Origin of the sequence: Psychrobacter sp. SC65A.3 (assembly GCF_025642195.1) — a bacterium.
GTDB lineage: Bacteria > Pseudomonadota > Gammaproteobacteria > Pseudomonadales > Moraxellaceae > Psychrobacter > Psychrobacter cryohalolentis.
Genome location: NZ_CP106752.1, coordinates 1,344,604 through 1,362,728 on the forward strand (window position 1 = coordinate 1,344,604; position 18,125 = coordinate 1,362,728).

The 18,125-nt window shown below is 43.0% G+C and carries 11 protein-coding genes; 7 read left to right on the forward strand and 4 right to left on the reverse strand.

Going from position 1 to position 18,125, the window contains the following annotated elements; translation table 11 throughout:
• Positions 1 to 36: 36 nt before the first annotated feature.
• The 5 genes from OEG80_RS05820 to OEG80_RS05840 all read left to right on the forward strand — a co-directional run bounded on the left by OEG80_RS05820 (position 37) and on the right by OEG80_RS05840 (position 7,089).
• Positions 37 to 525 (forward strand): hypothetical protein, encoded by a 489-nt coding sequence (locus OEG80_RS05820; RefSeq protein ID WP_020443577.1) that lies wholly within the window; start codon positions 37 to 39, stop codon positions 523 to 525.
• Positions 526 to 661: 136 nt separating this feature from the next.
• A complete protein-coding gene (gene lysS / locus OEG80_RS05825; RefSeq protein ID WP_181209885.1) occupies positions 662 to 2,206 on the forward strand; it encodes a lysine--tRNA ligase in 1,545 nt (514 codons plus the stop codon).
• Positions 2,207 to 2,321: 115 nt separating this feature from the next.
• Entirely contained in the window at positions 2,322 to 3,617 is a 1,296-nt protein-coding gene (locus tag OEG80_RS05830) for a hypothetical protein (protein ID WP_144061764.1), read from the forward strand.
• Between the two features lie 173 nt (positions 3,618 to 3,790).
• Complete coding sequence (gene dnaX / locus OEG80_RS05835; RefSeq protein WP_263242284.1) at positions 3,791 to 5,956, forward strand: DNA polymerase III subunit gamma/tau; 2,166 nt, start codon at positions 3,791 to 3,793, stop codon at positions 5,954 to 5,956.
• Positions 5,957 to 6,189: 233 nt separating this feature from the next.
• Entirely contained in the window at positions 6,190 to 7,089 is a 900-nt protein-coding gene (locus tag OEG80_RS05840) for a LysR family transcriptional regulator (protein WP_011513737.1), read from the forward strand.
• Between the two features lie 102 nt (positions 7,090 to 7,191).
• Here the strand turns inward: OEG80_RS05840 and OEG80_RS05845 are convergent, their stop codons facing one another.
• Complete coding sequence (locus OEG80_RS05845) at positions 7,192 to 8,373, reverse strand: aspartate aminotransferase family protein (RefSeq protein WP_020443573.1); 1,182 nt, start codon at positions 8,371 to 8,373, stop codon at positions 7,192 to 7,194.
• Between the two features lie 56 nt (positions 8,374 to 8,429).
• Positions 8,430 to 8,627, reverse strand: coding sequence for a DNA gyrase inhibitor YacG (locus tag OEG80_RS05850; RefSeq protein WP_263242286.1), 198 nt, complete (start codon positions 8,625 to 8,627; stop codon positions 8,430 to 8,432).
• 210 nt (positions 8,628 to 8,837) lie between these two features.
• Here OEG80_RS05850 and OEG80_RS05855 point away from each other — a divergent pair, with 210 nt between their 5' ends.
• Positions 8,838 to 9,503 carry a DUF938 domain-containing protein gene (locus OEG80_RS05855; RefSeq protein WP_263242287.1) on the forward strand — a complete coding sequence of 222 codons (666 nt, stop codon included), beginning with the start codon at positions 8,838 to 8,840 and terminating at the stop codon, positions 9,501 to 9,503.
• A 160-nt stretch (positions 9,504 to 9,663) separates the two neighbouring features.
• On the opposite strand, the gene OEG80_RS05860 is transcribed toward OEG80_RS05855, so the two are convergent.
• Positions 9,664 to 11,058 (reverse strand): ABC1 kinase family protein, encoded by a 1,395-nt coding sequence (locus tag OEG80_RS05860; protein WP_263242288.1) that lies wholly within the window; start codon positions 11,056 to 11,058, stop codon positions 9,664 to 9,666.
• A 297-nt stretch (positions 11,059 to 11,355) separates the two neighbouring features.
• Positions 11,356 to 12,681 carry a phosphoribosylamine--glycine ligase gene (gene purD, locus OEG80_RS05865; RefSeq protein ID WP_263242475.1) on the reverse strand — a complete coding sequence of 442 codons (1,326 nt, stop codon included), beginning with the start codon at positions 12,679 to 12,681 and terminating at the stop codon, positions 11,356 to 11,358.
• A 447-nt stretch (positions 12,682 to 13,128) separates the two neighbouring features.
• Between purD and OEG80_RS05870 the strand changes: the two genes are divergently transcribed.
• Positions 13,129 to 17,988, forward strand: coding sequence for an NAD-glutamate dehydrogenase (locus tag OEG80_RS05870; RefSeq protein WP_263242289.1), 4,860 nt, complete (start codon positions 13,129 to 13,131; stop codon positions 17,986 to 17,988).
• Positions 17,989 to 18,125: the final 137 nt, after the last annotated feature.

The following is an 18,125-nucleotide window of genomic DNA, read 5'->3' on the forward strand; positions in this document are numbered from 1 at the left end:
GCACTTCATTAGCCAATAATATAAGAGGCGTATGCTATGCATATGATAACCAACTCATCGCTACTATTACCGTTTAATAAAATCGCGATGACTATTGTCGCGATTTTAATGGTATTTTGGTTATCTGCTTGTAGTGTCACGCCTTCATCAACGTCAGTCGTACAGCCAGACCAGCGCGATAATAGTGTAACGACTAATACTGCAACGACTCATAAAAATGACCCGTTTTCTTATCAAGCGTGCATCTATCCGCCTAACGAGATGGTACGAGCGTGCACGGCAAAGGGTGGCGCATTTTCACAGCAAGGTCGCCTTGGCTGCTATCAATGTGTGGTGACTTATACCGATGCAGGAAAAGCTTGCCAAGACAGTACCGACTGCCAAGGTAAGTGCAAAAATACCGGTGAGTTCATTAAGAGTAGTACTAAAAACCAGTCTGGGCAATGCGCTAGTGACAGCAGCGGTTTTGGCTGTTATCAAACCATAGAAAAAGGTGTGGCACATCCTGCTATCTGTGTTGATTAATTTACTATTTATTTTTAATACTAAAGCCACATAATCATTATGCAGCTGCCTAATTTGAATTTTTTGTTTTAATCCCTTAATTTAAGTTTATCGTTTTCGTTTATTCCTTTAATTATCTAATAATTTTGAGAGTGTTATGTCAAAGCCTAATAATCAAAATCAGCAAAACAATCAAGAGCAAGCTCCAGAAGACGCTAATGAGCTGATTGCCCAATTGCAAGCCAAGCTGGATGATATCGTCGCTTCAGGTAAACAGCCTTATCCGAATACGTTTAAGCGCACAGATTATGCTCAAGACTTGCAGGCAGCTTTTGAGGGTATCTCAAAACAAGAAATTGCTGACAATGATGCTAAAGGCGAAAAAACACAGGTGAATGTCGCCGGTCGCGTCATGCTGAACCGTGGGGCGTTTATTGTTATCCAAGATATGACAGGTCGTATCCAGTTATATGTGGCACGCAAAGAGTTAGATGAAAAGACGTTAGCAGACATCAAATCGCTAGATTTGGGTGATATCGTTGGTGTATCAGGTTATATCGGTCGTTCAGGCAAAGGCGATTTGTACGTACATATTGAAGAGATTGAGTTATTGACCAAAGCATTACGCCCAATGCCAAATAAATTTCATGGACTAGCTGATGTGGAAGCACGCTATCGCAATCGTCATCTTGATTTGATGACTAATGAGACGACCCGTGATACCTTTATGGTGCGCAGTCAAGTCATTAGCGGTATTCGCAAATTTATGCTAAATGAGCGTTTTATGGAAGTTGAAACGCCTATGATGCATCCGATCCCAGGTGGTGCAGTGGCACGTCCGTTTGTGACCCATCATAATGCGTTAGACATGCCATTATATCTGCGTATTGCTCCTGAACTTTATCTTAAGCGCTTGGTCGTTGGTGGCTTTGAGAAAGTCTTTGAGATTAACCGTAGCTTCCGTAATGAAGGCGTTTCAACCCGTCATAATCCTGAATTTACCATGATTGAGTTTTATCAAGCGTATGCAGATTATCATGATTTGATGGATTTGACTGAGCGCTTATTTAACGAATTGGCGATCGATATCTTAGGTACCACCGAGATTACTTACCAAGAAGAAGCCATTAGCCTAAAAGCGCCATTTATACGTCTATCTATGTCTGATGCGATTGCCAAATATGCAGAAAACTTTGATATGAATCGTATTAACGATCGTGAGTATCTTGCAGAGTACGCATCGACAACGCTAAAGCAACAGGTAAAGGATGTCTTTGGTGTGGGTAAGTTGCAGACCATCATCTTTGAAGAAACCGCTGAGCACCAATTGCGTCAGCCGACGTTTATCACTGAATACCCTGCTGAAACCTCACCGCTAGCACGCCGTAGTGATGATAACCCTGAGATTACGGATCGTTTTGAGCTGTTTGTCGGTGGTCGTGAGTTGGCTAATGGCTTTAGTGAGCTTAATGATCCTGCAGATCAGGCTGAGCGTTTCCTTGGTCAGGTTGCTGAAAAAGATGCTGGCGATGATGAAGCGATGCATTTCGATGCAGAGTATATCGAAGCTTTGTCTTATGGTTTACCGCCAACAGCAGGTGAAGGTATTGGTATCGACCGTTTAGTGATGTTATTGACAGACTCTGCCAGTATTCGTGATGTGATTTTATTCCCACATATGCGCCGTAAGCTTGAGGGTTAAAGATAGTTTGCTTGCCATAAGTCTATGCTAGTACTAAACTGAACATAAGATGGCTTTCTCCGCTTTGATGGAATAGCCTTCTATGGTTTTTTAGTACTTAATTAATAGGGACATTATGCATACTATGGACAATCAGCAAGTAACGCCCTCGATTTGGCAACAGATGATTCAACAGAGTTTTTTGTCTTTGTATGACTTATCAGAAAAGAAAATCACTAGCCCTGAATATTTTCAGGGTTATGATTTTGTTTTCAAGTTTTCTAATGCGACGGTTTATCTTATTGTCAATGATGTCGTGATGCAGGCAAGTAAGCAAGACATTGATACTACTCAAGTTCGTACATGGAGAAAAGAAGTTGTCAATCAGCTTATCAAGCAACATGCACATCTTTATCTCAAAAACGATAAAGCTATCACTCATAAAAATGAAGCGACATCTAATAAACCCGTATATTTTATTGGATTAACATCACTTTCAGTCCAGCATCAAGATTGCGATCATAATGATCTACAAAACCAGTATTCATCATTGCCATCTTATGCGGTTGGTTATGAGTATGGCAGTCAGTTCTTTGCTGAAGATTGTGTATTAGATTTGGACGATGAACACAGCGTTCTACAAGTATTTAGCTACCAGAACTTTGCTGAGATATTAAACCAGTTGGTGACGCCAAGTGATTTGACCGCCTATCTAGCGTTTCATCGCAGTAAACTGACTGGGCTTGAGACGTTTGCAGACGAGTCGACTTTGCTTGTGCAGTTCTTACAATCGCCAGATTTTCATCATAGGGCGATTGAAGTTCAAGAGCAATTGGTCAGTCATGGATTGATAGCACAGATTGAACCACGATTGATAAAAGCAGCAGAGCCTAACCAAACTGAGTTTGCGGCAGCGCTGATGGCAGAGATTCAGAAAAATACTCGAATGTGGTACAAGCTTTTTAATAGTTTAATCAAAAGCTGTTATGAAGCGGGTAACCCACTACCAAAAGAGCAGGTTGATATTTTGGTCGATGAATCCATGTACACCTATGCGTGTTTGATAGAAAAAATATTGGCCCATAGAACAATTGACCAAGAATCGCGCTGGACAGGTTATGTGCGCCATGAGCACTCTTACAATGTATTTGGTCGCCATTATTTGATGGTATTTTATGCGCAAGATAGCAATAGCTCGTTAAGTGCAGATAAAGTTCGTGCTGGTCATCAAGATTTGCTATTTGAGCTCAACGCTCAGATGCAGCAGCCCGTTATGCAAGAGCTGTTTTTAATTGGTGTCGATATCAGACCTTGTGAAGATAGCGTGAATACCGAAGTACATCTAGATGCTTTCCATCAGCATGGATCGCTTATCGATGCGAATACGCAGCGTTTATATCAACAATTGGCTCAATTGAGAGCTCAATCATAGCCTAGTTTTGAGACTTAAGTTTGATAGCTGTTTTTGATGCTTGGTTTGGATAGTTAGGTTCAATAGTTAGTTTCGACACTTATTTTTGACACTTAGCTTCGATAACTGATTTTAAGATAAATTGCTAATTTGATGCTTTACTTATATTTTTACGACTTACCTTGGCATTCATTATGACGCAGCAATATCAAGTTTTAGCCCGCAAATACCGCCCCAAAAACTTTCACGAGTTGATTGGGCAAACGCATGTCTCACAGGCATTGATTAATGCCATTGATTACAATCGTCTGCATCATGCTTATCTATTTACGGGTACGCGCGGCGTCGGTAAGACGACCATCGCCCGTATTTTGTCTAAATGTTTGAACTGTGATACTGGCATTACCAGTACCCCATGTGGCGTGTGTGATAATTGCGTGGCGATTGATCAAGGGCGTTTTATTGATCTGATTGAGATTGATGCGGCTTCTCGTACCAAAGTTGAGGACACGCGCGAGCTACTGGATAATGTGCCGTATGCGCCAAGCCAAGGCCGTTATAAAGTCTACCTGATTGACGAAGTGCATATGTTGTCAACACACAGCTTTAATGCGCTACTCAAAACCTTGGAAGAGCCGCCTGAGCATGTCAAGTTCTTATTAGCCACTACGGATCCACAAAAGCTGCCGATTACTATTATCTCGCGCTGTCTGCAGTTCGTATTACGTCCTTTGTCGCAAAGCTTGCTCAGTGAGCATTTAGCCAATGTTCTAACCCAAGAACAAGTAGGCTATACACAGCCTGCACTTTGGCAATTGGCTAGTGCGGCAAAAGGCTCGGTACGTGATGCCTTATCGTTGACCGATCAAGCCATTGCTTTTGGCCAAGGTGCGCTTGATGATGTGACCGTTAATTCGATGCTCGGCTTGATTGATGCGGCCGACTTAGTGAGCTTAATTACAGATATCTATAATCATGATAAGCCTGCTGTCGCTGCCCATATCGAGCAGATGCGTGCGCAAATGGTTGATGCTAGCAGTATGTTTGACGGACTCGCTGAGCTATTGCATCAGTTGGCATTGTGTCAGCTGCTGCCCGAAGTCGCTCTCAATGTCAATGAAGCGCAAGCACAGCATATCGATCAGCTTGCCCAGCATATGAGCCCTGACGTATTACAGCTTTATTATGAAATCGTGGTACAAGCACGGGAAGGCGTCAAGCTTGCCAGTACGCCGATGCAAGCACTTGAGATGTGTATTTTACGTCTCTTAGCTTTTCGTCCCTTACCGGTTGATGAGATATTAGCCAATGTACTTGATAGTACGGTAATGGCTATAGAAAAACCTACTACCACTGTCTCTAGCGCTACATTAATCACTGAGCCAGTGTCATCATCATTAGAATTACAAACTCAATCTGACAATATCGTTTATGAGAATACTGATATAAGTGTCAATGATAAACAGGATGTTGGCGCTGATAATAGTATTACTCAACATGAGCAATATTACTCAAATGACGAGGCTAGTCATTTAAGCCAGTACGATAATTCTAGCGTTTATGACACGCTAGAATTGTCCAACAATCAGCCTGAACCCGTTGTTGAACCCGTTGTTGAACCCGTTGTTGAACCCGTTGTTGAACCCGTTGTTGAACCCGTTGTTGAACCCGTTGTTGAACCCGTTGTTGAACCCGTTGTTGAACCCGTTGTTGAACCCGTTGTTGAACCCGTTGTTGAACCCGTTGTTGAACCCGTTGTTGAACCCGTTGTTGAACCCGTTGTTGAACCCGTTGTTGAACCCGTTGTTGAACCCGTTGTTGAACCCGTTGTTGAACCCGTTGTTGAACCCGTTGTTGAACCCGTTGTTGAACCCGTTGTTGAACCCGAGGTAAATGATTCTCAATTATTCAGTCAATCTGAAGACCCTCGGGCGCTTCTGCGTTGTCCGCCGCAAGAATTGATAGGTGAGTGGACACCAGAAAAATGGGACTATTGGCTACAAACTGCTCGTGAAGCCGCTAGTTTGGCTCAAGATGAATTGGCGCTTGCCCGTCAAGGTATGATGACAGGCAGCTGTAATGCCGAAGCCATCTTTGTCACAGCAGTCGATAGTAAGCATTTGCAGGCAACCTTTGAGCAGCTAGCGACAAAGATGCAGGTACAATTCCCTGATGCCGCCATCAGTTTACGAATTGATAGCAGTATCGCGCAAGCCGATGATAAAACCCCAGAGCGTCGTCAACAAAAACGTCTCGTTGAGGCTAAAACAGTGGCAGAATCAAGATTGTTTAATACGCCAGTGATGCAATATTTAACCGAGCGCGGCGAAGGCAAAATGGGCAAGGTTCAGTTATATTAAACAGTCATACATTTATTAATTGATAGTTTATAAAAATTGGCACTTTATTAAAATATTGTATCTATTAAAAAATCAAGGTGATATTGATCTATCATCTTGATTTTTTTACCTTTATTTATTAAGGAACACTCACATCTTACTCTGAGTTTAATATTAAAAAACTGTAAGATTTATCATTATCCGCTATAATGGTTAAGTTATATTAACAACTAAAAAGCAGCTTGGATGAGAATATGTTAGATAATTTACGTGGTATGGCTGTGTTTGCTAGTGTGGTCGGACACGGCTCCTTTAGTGGTTCAGCCCGTGAGCTTGGTATCACCACCAGCGCCGTCAGTCAGCAAATACGTTCTTTAGAGAACGAGCTTGGTGTGGTGTTATTACATCGCTCAACCCGTAAGCTCAGCTTAACAGAAGCGGGTGCTAGCTTTTATGAAGCGGCAAAAGATGTGGTAAGTGCGGCAGAGCAAGGTCGAATTAAAGTCAATCAATTACGTGATGAATTGGCAGGTAGTTTGCGTATTGCAACAACGCCAGAGCTTGGTGTCAATCATATTTTGCCAGCACTATCGACTTGGATGTCAGCGCACGATGATCTTAGTATCACCTATTTTGCAGATAATAATTATATTGATATGATTGATGAGCGAATCGATATTGCGATACGTATGAGCCCCAATATCAACGACTCAACTGTTAGCAATCATCCGTTATCTGATGTGCGTCAAATGTTGGTCGCTTCACCACAATATTTACGTCAGCATAAGAAAATCGAAACGCCGAAAGATTTGGCAGATCATCATCTTATCTGTATTGATATCATGAAGGATACAAATAATGTTGAGCTTACTCAGACTGAGACTGGTAAAAAAACACGTATCAAAATGACGTCGCGTATCCATACCAATAATGTCTTTATGGCAATGACCATCGCCAAAGAAGGTCATGGTATTCTTAGAATGATGGAAATGGATGTCAAAAAAGAGCTAGAATCGGGCAACTTGGTCGAAGTTTTGACCGGCTACCAGATGCCAAGTTTTGTACTATATGCTGTAACCTTAAACCGTGAGCAACAGCCTGCAAAAATCACGCGCTGCTTAGAGGTATTAAAAAAATACTTTCATGCAAACTAAGGTTTAGTTTATTTAAATGATAATAAAGCTGATTGATTAATAATGAAAAAAGCCTATAGACAAATTATCTATAGGCTTTTTATGTTTTGGTTAAACAGACGTTTAAAACGAGGGTTTTAGTAAATTAACCAAGCGTTCAACCACTTGTGAGCTTGCATCACGGCTCATATTAAGTGGTGGTAGCAAACGAATCACATGACCGCCTGTGATATTGATGATAAGTTTCTGCTCATCACGAGCACGATCGACAAGCTTGCTACAGTCCATGTCTTCAGGCAGGGCAATGCCAATCATCATCCCAGCGCCGCGACTGCTGACGCCATATTGTCCAAATGCATCAACCATGCTATCACGAATAAACTGTCCCTCGTTGACGGCGTTTTGCATGATATCACTGTTCGCCAATACGTCATATACGCTATGTACCACACGACTGGCTAACGGTGTGCCGCCATAGGTTGAGCCATGACTACCAGCTCCAAATAAGCCATTGGCGCGACCACGTACCATACAGGCACCGACAGGGAAGCCATTACCTAAGCCTTTAGCCGTCGTTAATACATCAGGGCGTGCGCTGCTATGCTGATAAGCAAAATACTTACCTGTTCGTCCATTGCCGGTTTGCACTTCATCGAGCATGAACAGCCAATTATGTGTATCGCATACGGCTTGTATCTGCTCAAGGTAAGTAAAGCCGTTAGCTGCCGTATTAAGACCACCTTCACCTTGAATAGGCTCTACGAATACCGCGCAAATATCCTCATAGTCATGAACTGCTTGTTCAATGGCGGCAATATCCCCAAATGGTACACGAATAAAATCATTATCTAAAGTGTAAAAGCCTTCGCGCGCTTTGGGGTTGGCAGTTGCTGATAATGATAATAAGGTACGACCATGGAAAGATTGCTCCATCACAATGACTTTTGGACGCTTAAATCCTTGCTGATACGCGTATAGACGCGCCAATTTTAGTGCTGCTTCATTTGCTTCAGCGCCACTATTGGCAAAAAAAACACTGTCCATTTGCGCGGCATTACATAATGCTTCACCAGCACGTTCTTGCCAGTCTATACCAAATAAATTACTGGTATGAACCAATGTTGCTGCCTGCTGTTGAATAGCTTCGGTTACTTGTGGATGGCAATGTCCTAAACCACATACCGCGATACCAGTCAATGCGTCTAGATAAGGCGTCTCATCTTGAGTATAGAGCCAGCTTCCTGAGCCGCGGGTAAAACTGATAGGTTGACGAAGATAAGTGGGCATCAGGTAAGTAGCAGACATGTACAGCATCCTTGGAATCATAAAGTGATAAAAGTAAGAGGGTAAAGGGCTTAATACTATAGCTCATCAGAAAACGGCGTGGACTCAGCAGGCAATGTATAGTCTTCGTTTGCCCATGCGCCAAGATCGATCAGCTTACAGTGATGACTACAAAATGGCTTATATTTATTATCTTGCCATGTGGTTTGCTTATCGCATTCTGGACAAGGATACGTTTTAGGTGAAGGGCTGGCGTTAGAAGTAGATTCGGTCATAATAAAAGTAGAGAGATCCTTGGTTTTATCAACAAAGTATCCTCAAAAAGTAAGCAGTAATTGATTTTAAAATCATTGCTCTATTAATCTGATTGAGAAAGCTATCTGTCGATGAGTAATCGATATCGTGATATTACTATTGGGTTGCATTGACTATATAATAGCATGCAGCCGAATAATGACAAATGACAAATACTTTAAGGACAGCAAATGACTGACAACCTTGAGCTTTCACATCAGCAAGAGCGGGCATTTCAACCTCAACGACTCTCAGCACCACGTGATTTTGTGATGCCAGATGCAGCACTTAAACCTAAATCATCACTCGTTTTGGAGATTGGCGCAGGGAAGGGCAAGCATGCCTTAAGCTTTGCCATGCAAAATCCTGATAAGCATCTGATTGCGATTGAGCGTACTCGCAATAAGTTTGAGGCATTTGAAAAATTGGTAGCGCAGCAGAATTCTGCCAATTTGACCGCTATTCATGCTGATGCAATTGCATGGATCGTACATGCAATTGCGCCAAACAGTATCGATAGTATCTATATCTTATATCCCAATCCTGAGCAGCACAATCCCAATCAACAATGGCTTAATATGCCGTTTTTTGAGTTTTTACTGTCACGCTTACAGGTAGACGGGGAGATAATATTGGCAACCAACATCGAAACATATATGGACAATGCCGAGCATCAAGCAAATGAGGTATGGTGTTTGCCCAATACGCGTAGTCAGGTTGCAAGCAGCAGTCAGCGTACACATTTTGAAGTTAAATACTTAGCACGGCAAGAAACCTGTTGGGAGTTAAGCATGAAGAAGCCTGAAGGTTATCAAACCAGATTCGATAAGTGGATGATAGCTGATGTAAGTGTTTAAGATAATAGCCTAAGCAAAAAATAAAAGAATTACATTTCCTATCAAGCGCTAAGGTTAAGTTAAAACTGTAAAATAGCCTAAGCAAATAAAATCATAATAAATAAAACCGCCCCTAAAAAGGCGGTTCAAAAATCTGTTGAGTAGGTACGTTGAAATAAGTTTATAAAAACGGTTTTACTAAATTATTAGAATCCGTACGAGCATCAAGCACAGTCAAAAAAGTATAAGCACCGATAAATTTCCGACTGATAAACATAAACTCTTTAGGTGGTAGATTGAACTCGAAAGACTGCATCGCTTGTGTCGCATCATTTGAGAGGCGAGTATGCAGCTTACTGTTAGCCCAAATATAGCGCTGTTGGTAATCTAGACAATTAGCAGGCATATCCGTGTTTATCACAGGATCACTAAAAGGTTCAGTTGCCAACAAAAACAATGAGGCGATATCTGAACGTACTTTATCACTCATGGTATCAAAAAAGTCATAACCAGTCATGGCACTCATCATAGATTGATGATCATGATAATAACCGGCACGTAATAAATTATGAGCAATCGTCAATAAGTTATTATCGAACTGCCGAATCGCGCCAAAATCTAATAAGACCAGTTTATCAATTTCAGTTTCGTCGCGTGCGACACGGACAAGGTAATTACCAAAGTTTGGATCCGTTTGCATCTCACCCCAAACGAAAATCTCTTGTATCATGATTTCAATAGCCGCCTGACCGATGGCGTTTCGACGCTCAAGAGGGAGTAGTTGCAATGCGTCAGAAACCACACTGATACCCGGCTCATAAGACATACAAAGTAAGCGTTTGGTCGAATAATGGCGGTTAATTTTAGGTACAACATAACGTGCATCGTCAATCAAACGGTTATAGAACCGCTCTGTTGTGTCAGCTTCCGCCTCATAGTCGACTTCATGATGTAATAAATCACGTATCTCTTCAAACCATGCATCGAGTGAACGGGTTTGTGGAACGATATTACTCACCTTTAATAGGCTCTTAAATAAAGCCAAATCAGAGTTGATCGCATCAGCCACACCCGGATATTGAATCTTTAATACCACTTGCTCACCCGTGGCTATGACGGTTGCACGATGAACTTGGGCGAGGGATGCTGTACCAATAGGAACAGGGTCAACCTGAAGATCCTGCAGCTTATTGCCCAATAAATCCTGTAAATTCTGCTCGATTTTTGGCCATGCAAGTGTCGCTGTATCATCATTAAGCGTTTGTAAGGCACGGGTAATCTCAGGTGGCAAGATATGCTCACCATAAATCGCCAGCATTTGACCAATTTTCACGACAGAGCCTTTTAATTTACCAAGCTCTTCTGCCAAATAATGCGCCTGTTCTTCCATAAAAATCTGGTTACGTGCTGTACGTGCTTCTTTATTAAGAAACATACCAGACACGCTATTACCTGCCCAACGTCGACCGATGTTCAATGAGGTTTTGGCAATCGACATACGACGATCAAACCCCGAGGTTTTTAAATTATCGATAGACTGCTTATTATTAGAAGACCTAGAGGTATTGTTTGCCATAGATATCGTCATTTCATCGAGTTGGTATTGATTTGTGGGTGATGTACCTACAATACAAGGGAGATGTGCTATGAGTGTACAGAATTGTATCATATAAAGAAGGCAGGTTTTGCAGCTTAGCCAAGCGACGTTATTTACTTTGTAATTTAGGCTACATGCTGAAATTCTTAAGCATTTTTTGCCTATTAGTTTTAGCAGCCTTTAAAAACTATAACCCATCAAAAAATTCAACCCAGCATCACGCTAGGTCGAATTTATCAAAAGTCGCTATAGGTAGGTGCTACTTATCACTACTATTTAAATGTTTTCACGAGCAATAGCATGATGACCGATATCACGGCGATAATGAGCACCATCAAAACTGATAGCAGCAGTGACCGTTAATGCTGCTTGCTGTGCATCTGAGATGCTATCTGCTAATGCAGTCACACATAATACGCGACCGCCATTGGTCACCACTTCTTTCTCATTGCTAGGAGCATTTTCATGAGAAAAAGCCGTGCCCGCATGAAAGACTTTTACCGAATTTTGATTGTCACTATTTAATTCTGGCAAGCCTGCAATCACATCACCTTTCGATGAAGTTTCAGGATAGCCTTTTGAGGCGATGACAATACCAAGGGCAGGGCGCTCATCCCAATTGGCTTCGCTCGGTAATTTACCTTCGAGTCCTTGTGCAACCAAATCAACCATCGACGATTGCAGGCGCATCAAAATAGGCTGCGTCTCCGGATCGCCAAAACGGCAGTTAAACTCAATCACATACGGGTCGCCCGCATCATCAATCATGAGTCCAGCATATAAAAATCCGGTATAAGGATGACCGGCAGCTTTCATCGCATCTACAACAGGCTGAATCACTTGTGCCATGACTTTATCATGAACCTCTTGAGTGACAACTGGCGCAGGAGAGTATGCACCCATTCCGCCTGTGTTTGGACCCGCATCACCTTCAAAGGCACGCTTATGGTCTTGGCTGGTTGCCATGGGTAAGATGTTTTCACCATCGACCATACAGATAAAGCTGGCTTCCTCGCCTTGCAAAAACTGCTCAATCACCACGCGGCTACCGGCATCGCCAAACTTGTTATCCGCCAACATATCGTCAATGGCTTCATGCGCCTGTTCGATCGTCTCAGCAACAATGACGCCTTTACCAGCAGCAAGACCATCGGCTTTAATGACAATAGGTGTGCCTTGCTCATCTATATAAGCCTTTGCCGCTACTGCGTCGGTAAAGCCCTGATAAGCTGCCGTTGGGATATTGTTTTGCTCCATGAATTCTTTGGCAAAAGTCTTTGAGCCTTCTAACTGCGCGCAATACGCTGTTGGACCCCAAGCTTTGATGCCAGCAGCACGACAAGCATCGACAATGCCTGTTACCAATGGTGCTTCTGGACCAACGATGACCATGTCGATAGCGTTATTCTGACAAAACTTGATAACAGCGCTGTGCTCGCCTGCATCAGTGGCGTCTTCCAAAGTGACGTTTTGGCATTTGGGCTCAAGGGCGGTTCCAGCATTACCGGGCGCGATATAGATATTTTTTACATTATTATCTTTTGCGCACTGCCATGCTAGTGCGTGTTCACGACCACCTGAACCAATCACCAAAATATTCATCATACCTCTTGCCCTTAGCATTAAAATTCATAATAAGTGAGTTAATAGCGAGCCAGCAAAATACTGTCCAATATTCTGCGCTATTCTAACAAAAAAACGCCACCCTTGTCATGACTATGTGTCATAGCTATGCGCCTGTCCGTCTATATTCAGCCGTATCAGATCACAATCGTCTCATTAGTAAATGTTATCGACATCTTACTGATTCATGAAATGATGTTGTACGCTTTAGCTATGCCAGCAGGTGCGTTACAATTCCACCTGAGAGATAGCCTTGAGTGAAATTATTTACTCATAGACCTGTTAAACCTCACAAAATAGTTCGTATAGCGGGAGTCAGACAAACCATGATTGCTAATGTTCAATAAGTTCAAACTTAATTATTCACAATACATAAGACATAACACCTAAATAAGAAGCTTATAAAAAAGCGCAAGGACAAAGGATATGCCAAACTCTCTAAATATCGCAAAAGAGCGGATCAGCCAGATAAGCGATATTGCCACCAGTTATGTACAAGCGGACAAATCATTATTTGACCACTTTATTCATAGCTACTATCAGCCATTGCATCAAGAGACTGCAAAGGACATCAGTAATGCTGATTTGGCTGGGATGGCGCTGCATCATTTTACGCTATTAAAAGCCTATGATCGTAGCCATCCGCAGCTTGCCATATTAAATCCCATTGCAGAAGAGCAGCATTTTCACAGCTCACATACCGTTATCCAAATCGTTGCCTATGACCGACCATTTTTGGTCGACACGCTATTGATGAGTCTTGAAGAGCAAGGCATCGATGTGCATCGTACTTATCATATCATCGTCAATGTCGAACGCGATGAAAATGGCGCGATCACTAAAGTTGAAAGTGCTCAAGAAAGTGGCACCTCACACATGTCTTTGATTCATTGTGAAATCTCTTATCAAGACAATGATGAATTGGCCGCATTAAAACAGATGCTGCTGGCAAAAGTAGACACACTTGATGTCGTCGTTGATGACTGGCAGCAGATACGTGCCAAGCTAACCGATATAAAAGCGGAACTTGCTACAAAAACACTGCCGGAAGTATTTTACTCTCAACAAGAGATTCAAGCATTTTTAGATTGGGTCTTGGACGATCACTTTATCTTTTTGGGATATCGAGAGTACCGCTTAGAAGACGGGCACAGAATCGAGGTTAATAGTGTTGGCAATATAGCCAACCAAGACGACCGTAGTGATTTGGATTTATTTTCTATTGGCAATAGTGGGCTTGGGCTATTACGTGGCGGTAGTGAAGACCAGCTTTCAAAAAGCTTTGACGAGCTGCCAAGCAATCTAAAAAGACTGCTAACAGCGCCGCAAGTATTGGTATTGTCAAAATCAAGCCGAGTATCGCCAGTACACCGCCCAGTTTATATGGATTTTTTGGGCATTCATAAGTTTGATGATAATGGCAAGCTCATCGGTGAGCATCGTTTTATTGGTCTTTTTACAGCACAAGCTTATCAACTAAGCGTGCAACAAATTCCATTATTACGCGAAAAATCAAATAAAATCATGGCGATGGCAAAACTACCACGTGATGGTCATGCGTATCATAAAATGATGCATATCATTAACACCTTGCCGCGCGATGACTTGTTTCAAGCCAGCATTGAAGATCTTTACCCGACAGTACTAGGAATTAGCCAACTACAGGACAAAAAAAGCCTGCGCTTATTTTGCCGTATCGATCATTACCAGCGTTTTGTTTCCTGCTTGGTCTATATTCCGCGTGATAAATTCAATACCGAACTTCGCATCAAGGTACAGAACGTCCTAAAAGAAGCTTATGGTGGTACATCTTCAGGCTTTACAACGGAGTTTAATGAATCTGAACATGCCCGCGTCCATGTGCATGTCCGTACAGTGCCAGGTCAAGTGCATGAGGTGGATACCGCTGCGCTCCAAGCCAAGCTGTCCTTTTTGATGCAGTCGTGGAGTGATAATTATCAAAAAATGCTGCTGGATAATGTCGGTGAGCAGCATGCCAATGCTCTGACGCGCAGATTTTTAAGTTATATCCCTGCCGCTTACCAAGAGCGATTCGATGCACGTACTGCCGTTGAAGATACCAAGCGTTTGGCTGGACTTAGCGATGAGCAGCCGATGATTTGGCACTTGTATCAATCGACAGGTGACGCAAGCAATCAGTTGCACTTAAAGCTATATGGTCGTCAAAAAGCAGTTATCTTATCTAAAGTCTTACCCGTACTAGAGAACTTCGGGGTATCAGTTATCTCAGCGCAGACCTATGAGTTTGATTTACCTGAGCAACCTATTTGGATGCAGGAGTATGAGCTGGTCTTAGAGCACGTTGATACCATTGATATGCAAGTGGTGCGTGCACAATTTGAGGACAGCTTAAAGCAAATTTGGGCAGGACAGGTGGAGAGTGATTCGCTTAACGAATTGGTATTGACCACCAAGTTAGATACTTATGATGTGGTGGTACTGCGCGCCTTGTCACGCTATATGATGCAAGCGAAAGCACCGTTCTCAAATGTCTATATTCAGCAAACTATGGTCAAAAACAGTGACATCAGTGTCGCATTAGGCAGTTTATTTGATGCAAGAATGAATCCTAACTATAGTGAAGAGGAACGTGCCAGCAAAACCAGCCAGATTCGAGCACAGATTACCACCGCATTAGCAGGTGTCAGTAGCTTGGATGAAGACCGTATCTTCCGCTGGTACTTGGATTTAATTAACGCCATGGTCCGTACCAACTTTTATCAAAGAGAGGCGAATGGGCAGCGTAAAGATCGTTTGTCCTTTAAGTTTTTGGCAGCAGATATTCCAAATCTACCCAAGCCTAAACCAATGTTTGAGATATTTGTCTATTCACCACGCGTTGAAGCAGTGCATTTGCGTGGCGGTAAAGTCGCTCGCGGCGGGCTGCGTTGGTCTGATCGTATGGAAGATTTCCGTACTGAAGTACTTGGACTCGTTAAAGCACAAATGGTCAAAAACGCCGTTATCGTACCGGTTGGCTCAAAAGGCGGTTTTATCGTTAAGACCAAAACCATGGCGGATGGTCGTGATGTGTTCCAAGCTGAAGGTATTGCCTGCTATCAGACATTCCTTCGCGGTATGCTTGATGTGACCGACAATATCGTCGATGGTGCGATTGTCCCGCCAGCCAATACCGTACGTCATGATGAAGATGATCCGTATTTGGTGGTCGCTGCCGATAAAGGTACGGCAACCTTTTCTGATATCGCTAATGCCTTATCTGCTGAATATAACTTTTGGCTAGATGATGCCTTTGCTTCTGGTGGATCGGTTGGTTATGACCACAAAGCGATGGGCATTACCGCCCGCGGTGGTTGGGAATCGGTCAAGCGCCACTTCCGTATGCGCGGCATGGACATCCAAAATCGTGATGACTTTACCGTCGTGGGCATTGGTGATATGAGCGGTGATGTTTTTGGTAACGGTATGCTCAGATCAACTCATACCAAACTGGTTGCTGCCTTTAACCATCTGCATATTTTCATTGACCCAAATCCAGATACAGCAGCGTCTTTTGCAGAACGCGAGCGCTTATTTAACTTACCTCGCTCATCGTGGGAAGATTATAACCAGTCTCTCATTAGCCAAGGCGGTGGTATCTTCTCACGTCAAGACAAGACCATTGCTATCAGCCCTGAAATGAAAGCGGTTTTTGATATCTCTGAGGACAGCTTAGCGCCCAATGATTTTATCAGTGCATTGCTAAAATCACCGGTTGACCTCATCTGGAACGGTGGTATCGGTACTTATGTGAAAAGTAGTGAGGAGAGTCATGCTGACGTAGGTGATCGTGCCAATGATGCCGTACGTGTCAACGGTGGCGAATTACGTGCGGCTATCGTCGGTGAAGGTGGTAACCTAGGCCTCACGCAGCGAGGTCGTATCGAGTATGCCCAAACTGGTGGACGCATTTATACTGATGCTATCGATAACTCAGGCGGCGTCAACTGCTCAGATCATGAAGTCAATATCAAAATCTTACTTGGCAAAGTGGTTGAGCAAGGTGATATGACGTTGAAGCAGCGCAATGAGCTTCTTGAAAGCATGACCGAGACCATTAGCGAATTGGTGCTGCGTCAAAACTATCTGCAACCGCAAGCAATTGAGCTGAGTCAAATCCGAGCAGCGGCAAACTTAAGCGATCATCAGCGCTTTATTCAGATGTTAGAAGCAGAAGGGCGTCTTGATCGAGCGATTGAGTATCTGCCATCAGATGAAGAGATTGCTAAACGCCAAAAATCTGGCACAGGTCTGACCAATCCTGAGCTAGCCGTTGTGATGGCTTACGGAAAAATGTGGGTTTATGACAACTTACTGCTCTCAGATTTACCGGATGCGCCGTATTTCGTTAATGAATTACGCAAGTATTTCCCCGATGAGCTGGCATCAAAATTCTTTGATGAGATGACTGAGCACCGTTTACACCGTGAAATCATCAGTACGTATATGACCAATAGTGTGGTCAACCGTCTGGGTATCGAAGCATTATTCCGTCTGCATGAAGAAACAGGACAAACGCTTGCCACTATCGTGCGCGGCTATGCCATTGCGCGTGATGTGTTCCATGTCTCAAAAGCATGGGAGCTACTTGAAGCACTTGACAATCAAGTCGATGCCACTTTGCTGCTTGAGCTTGAACTGCGTCTGCGCGATGCACTCGAAAACGGAGTAGTCTGGTTTATCAATGCCTTTGGACAAGATTTGCAAGTGGCCGATATGATTAGCCGTTTTGAAGACAGTGTCGAAAAGCTAACCAAATCAGGCGGATTTATTGAGCAGCAATTTTCACAATACTTGCAAGCCGATACCACAAGCTTGATAGAAGATGGTCTTTCTATCAATGATGCATCGATGTTTGCAATGTTGCCATACCATGTTGATGCCCTTGATGCTGCCCTCTTAGCAGAGCAGTACGAACGTCCGGTTGATGAGATTGCCACTTTATACTTTGAGGCCTATCACGTTTTGCAGCTTGATTGGATGATGGATAATATTGCTATCTTGCCGCAGCAAGACCACTGGGATCGCCGTGCCCGTCATGCGCTTGCCAATGATGTATCGCGCAGCTTACGTATGCTGATGGAGACGTTATTGACTCAACCTGATGCCATTCAAGCCTTCAGTGATTGGAAATCGCGTCATGCTAGCCAGCTTGCCGGCGTTACTGCTGAGATGGATAAACTTGATAGCAATAATGATAGCCAAATCAGCCTCTCAACGTTATCCGTCTTGATGAGTGAGTTAAGTGGTTTAGTGACCAAATAGCGAATCGAGTAAGTAAATAGATAGTTTGATTATAAAAAACCACCGTTATTCGTTAACGGTGGTTTTTTTATGTTTTTATGCCAAATAGCCGTGCCAGTATCATTTAATAAATGCCTTTAAAGGTACTTCTTTATCAT

Bases quoted from the DNA above. Each gene is read 5' to 3' on its own strand.
- OEG80_RS05830 (WP_144061764.1), top strand. From the start codon at position 2,322: ATGCATACTATGGACAATCAGCAAGTAACGCCCTCGATTTGGCAACAG.
- dnaX (WP_263242284.1), top strand. From the start codon at position 3,791: ATGACGCAGCAATATCAAGTTTTAGCCCGCAAATACCGCCCCAAAAAC.
- lysS (WP_181209885.1), top strand. From the start codon at position 662: ATGTCAAAGCCTAATAATCAAAATCAGCAAAACAATCAAGAGCAAGCT.
- OEG80_RS05855 (WP_263242287.1), top strand. From the start codon at position 8,838: ATGACTGACAACCTTGAGCTTTCACATCAGCAAGAGCGGGCATTTCAA.
- OEG80_RS05845 (WP_020443573.1), bottom strand. From the start codon at position 8,373: ATGTCTGCTACTTACCTGATGCCCACTTATCTTCGTCAACCTATCAGT.
- purD (WP_263242475.1), bottom strand. From the start codon at position 12,681: ATGAATATTTTGGTGATTGGTTCAGGTGGTCGTGAACACGCACTAGCA.
- OEG80_RS05870 (WP_263242289.1), top strand. From the start codon at position 13,129: ATGCCAAACTCTCTAAATATCGCAAAAGAGCGGATCAGCCAGATAAGC.
- OEG80_RS05840 (WP_011513737.1), top strand. From the start codon at position 6,190: ATGTTAGATAATTTACGTGGTATGGCTGTGTTTGCTAGTGTGGTCGGA.
- OEG80_RS05820 (WP_020443577.1), top strand. From the start codon at position 37: ATGCATATGATAACCAACTCATCGCTACTATTACCGTTTAATAAAATC.
- OEG80_RS05860 (WP_263242288.1), bottom strand. From the start codon at position 11,058: ATGGCAAACAATACCTCTAGGTCTTCTAATAATAAGCAGTCTATCGAT.
- OEG80_RS05850 (WP_263242286.1), bottom strand. From the start codon at position 8,627: ATGACCGAATCTACTTCTAACGCCAGCCCTTCACCTAAAACGTATCCT.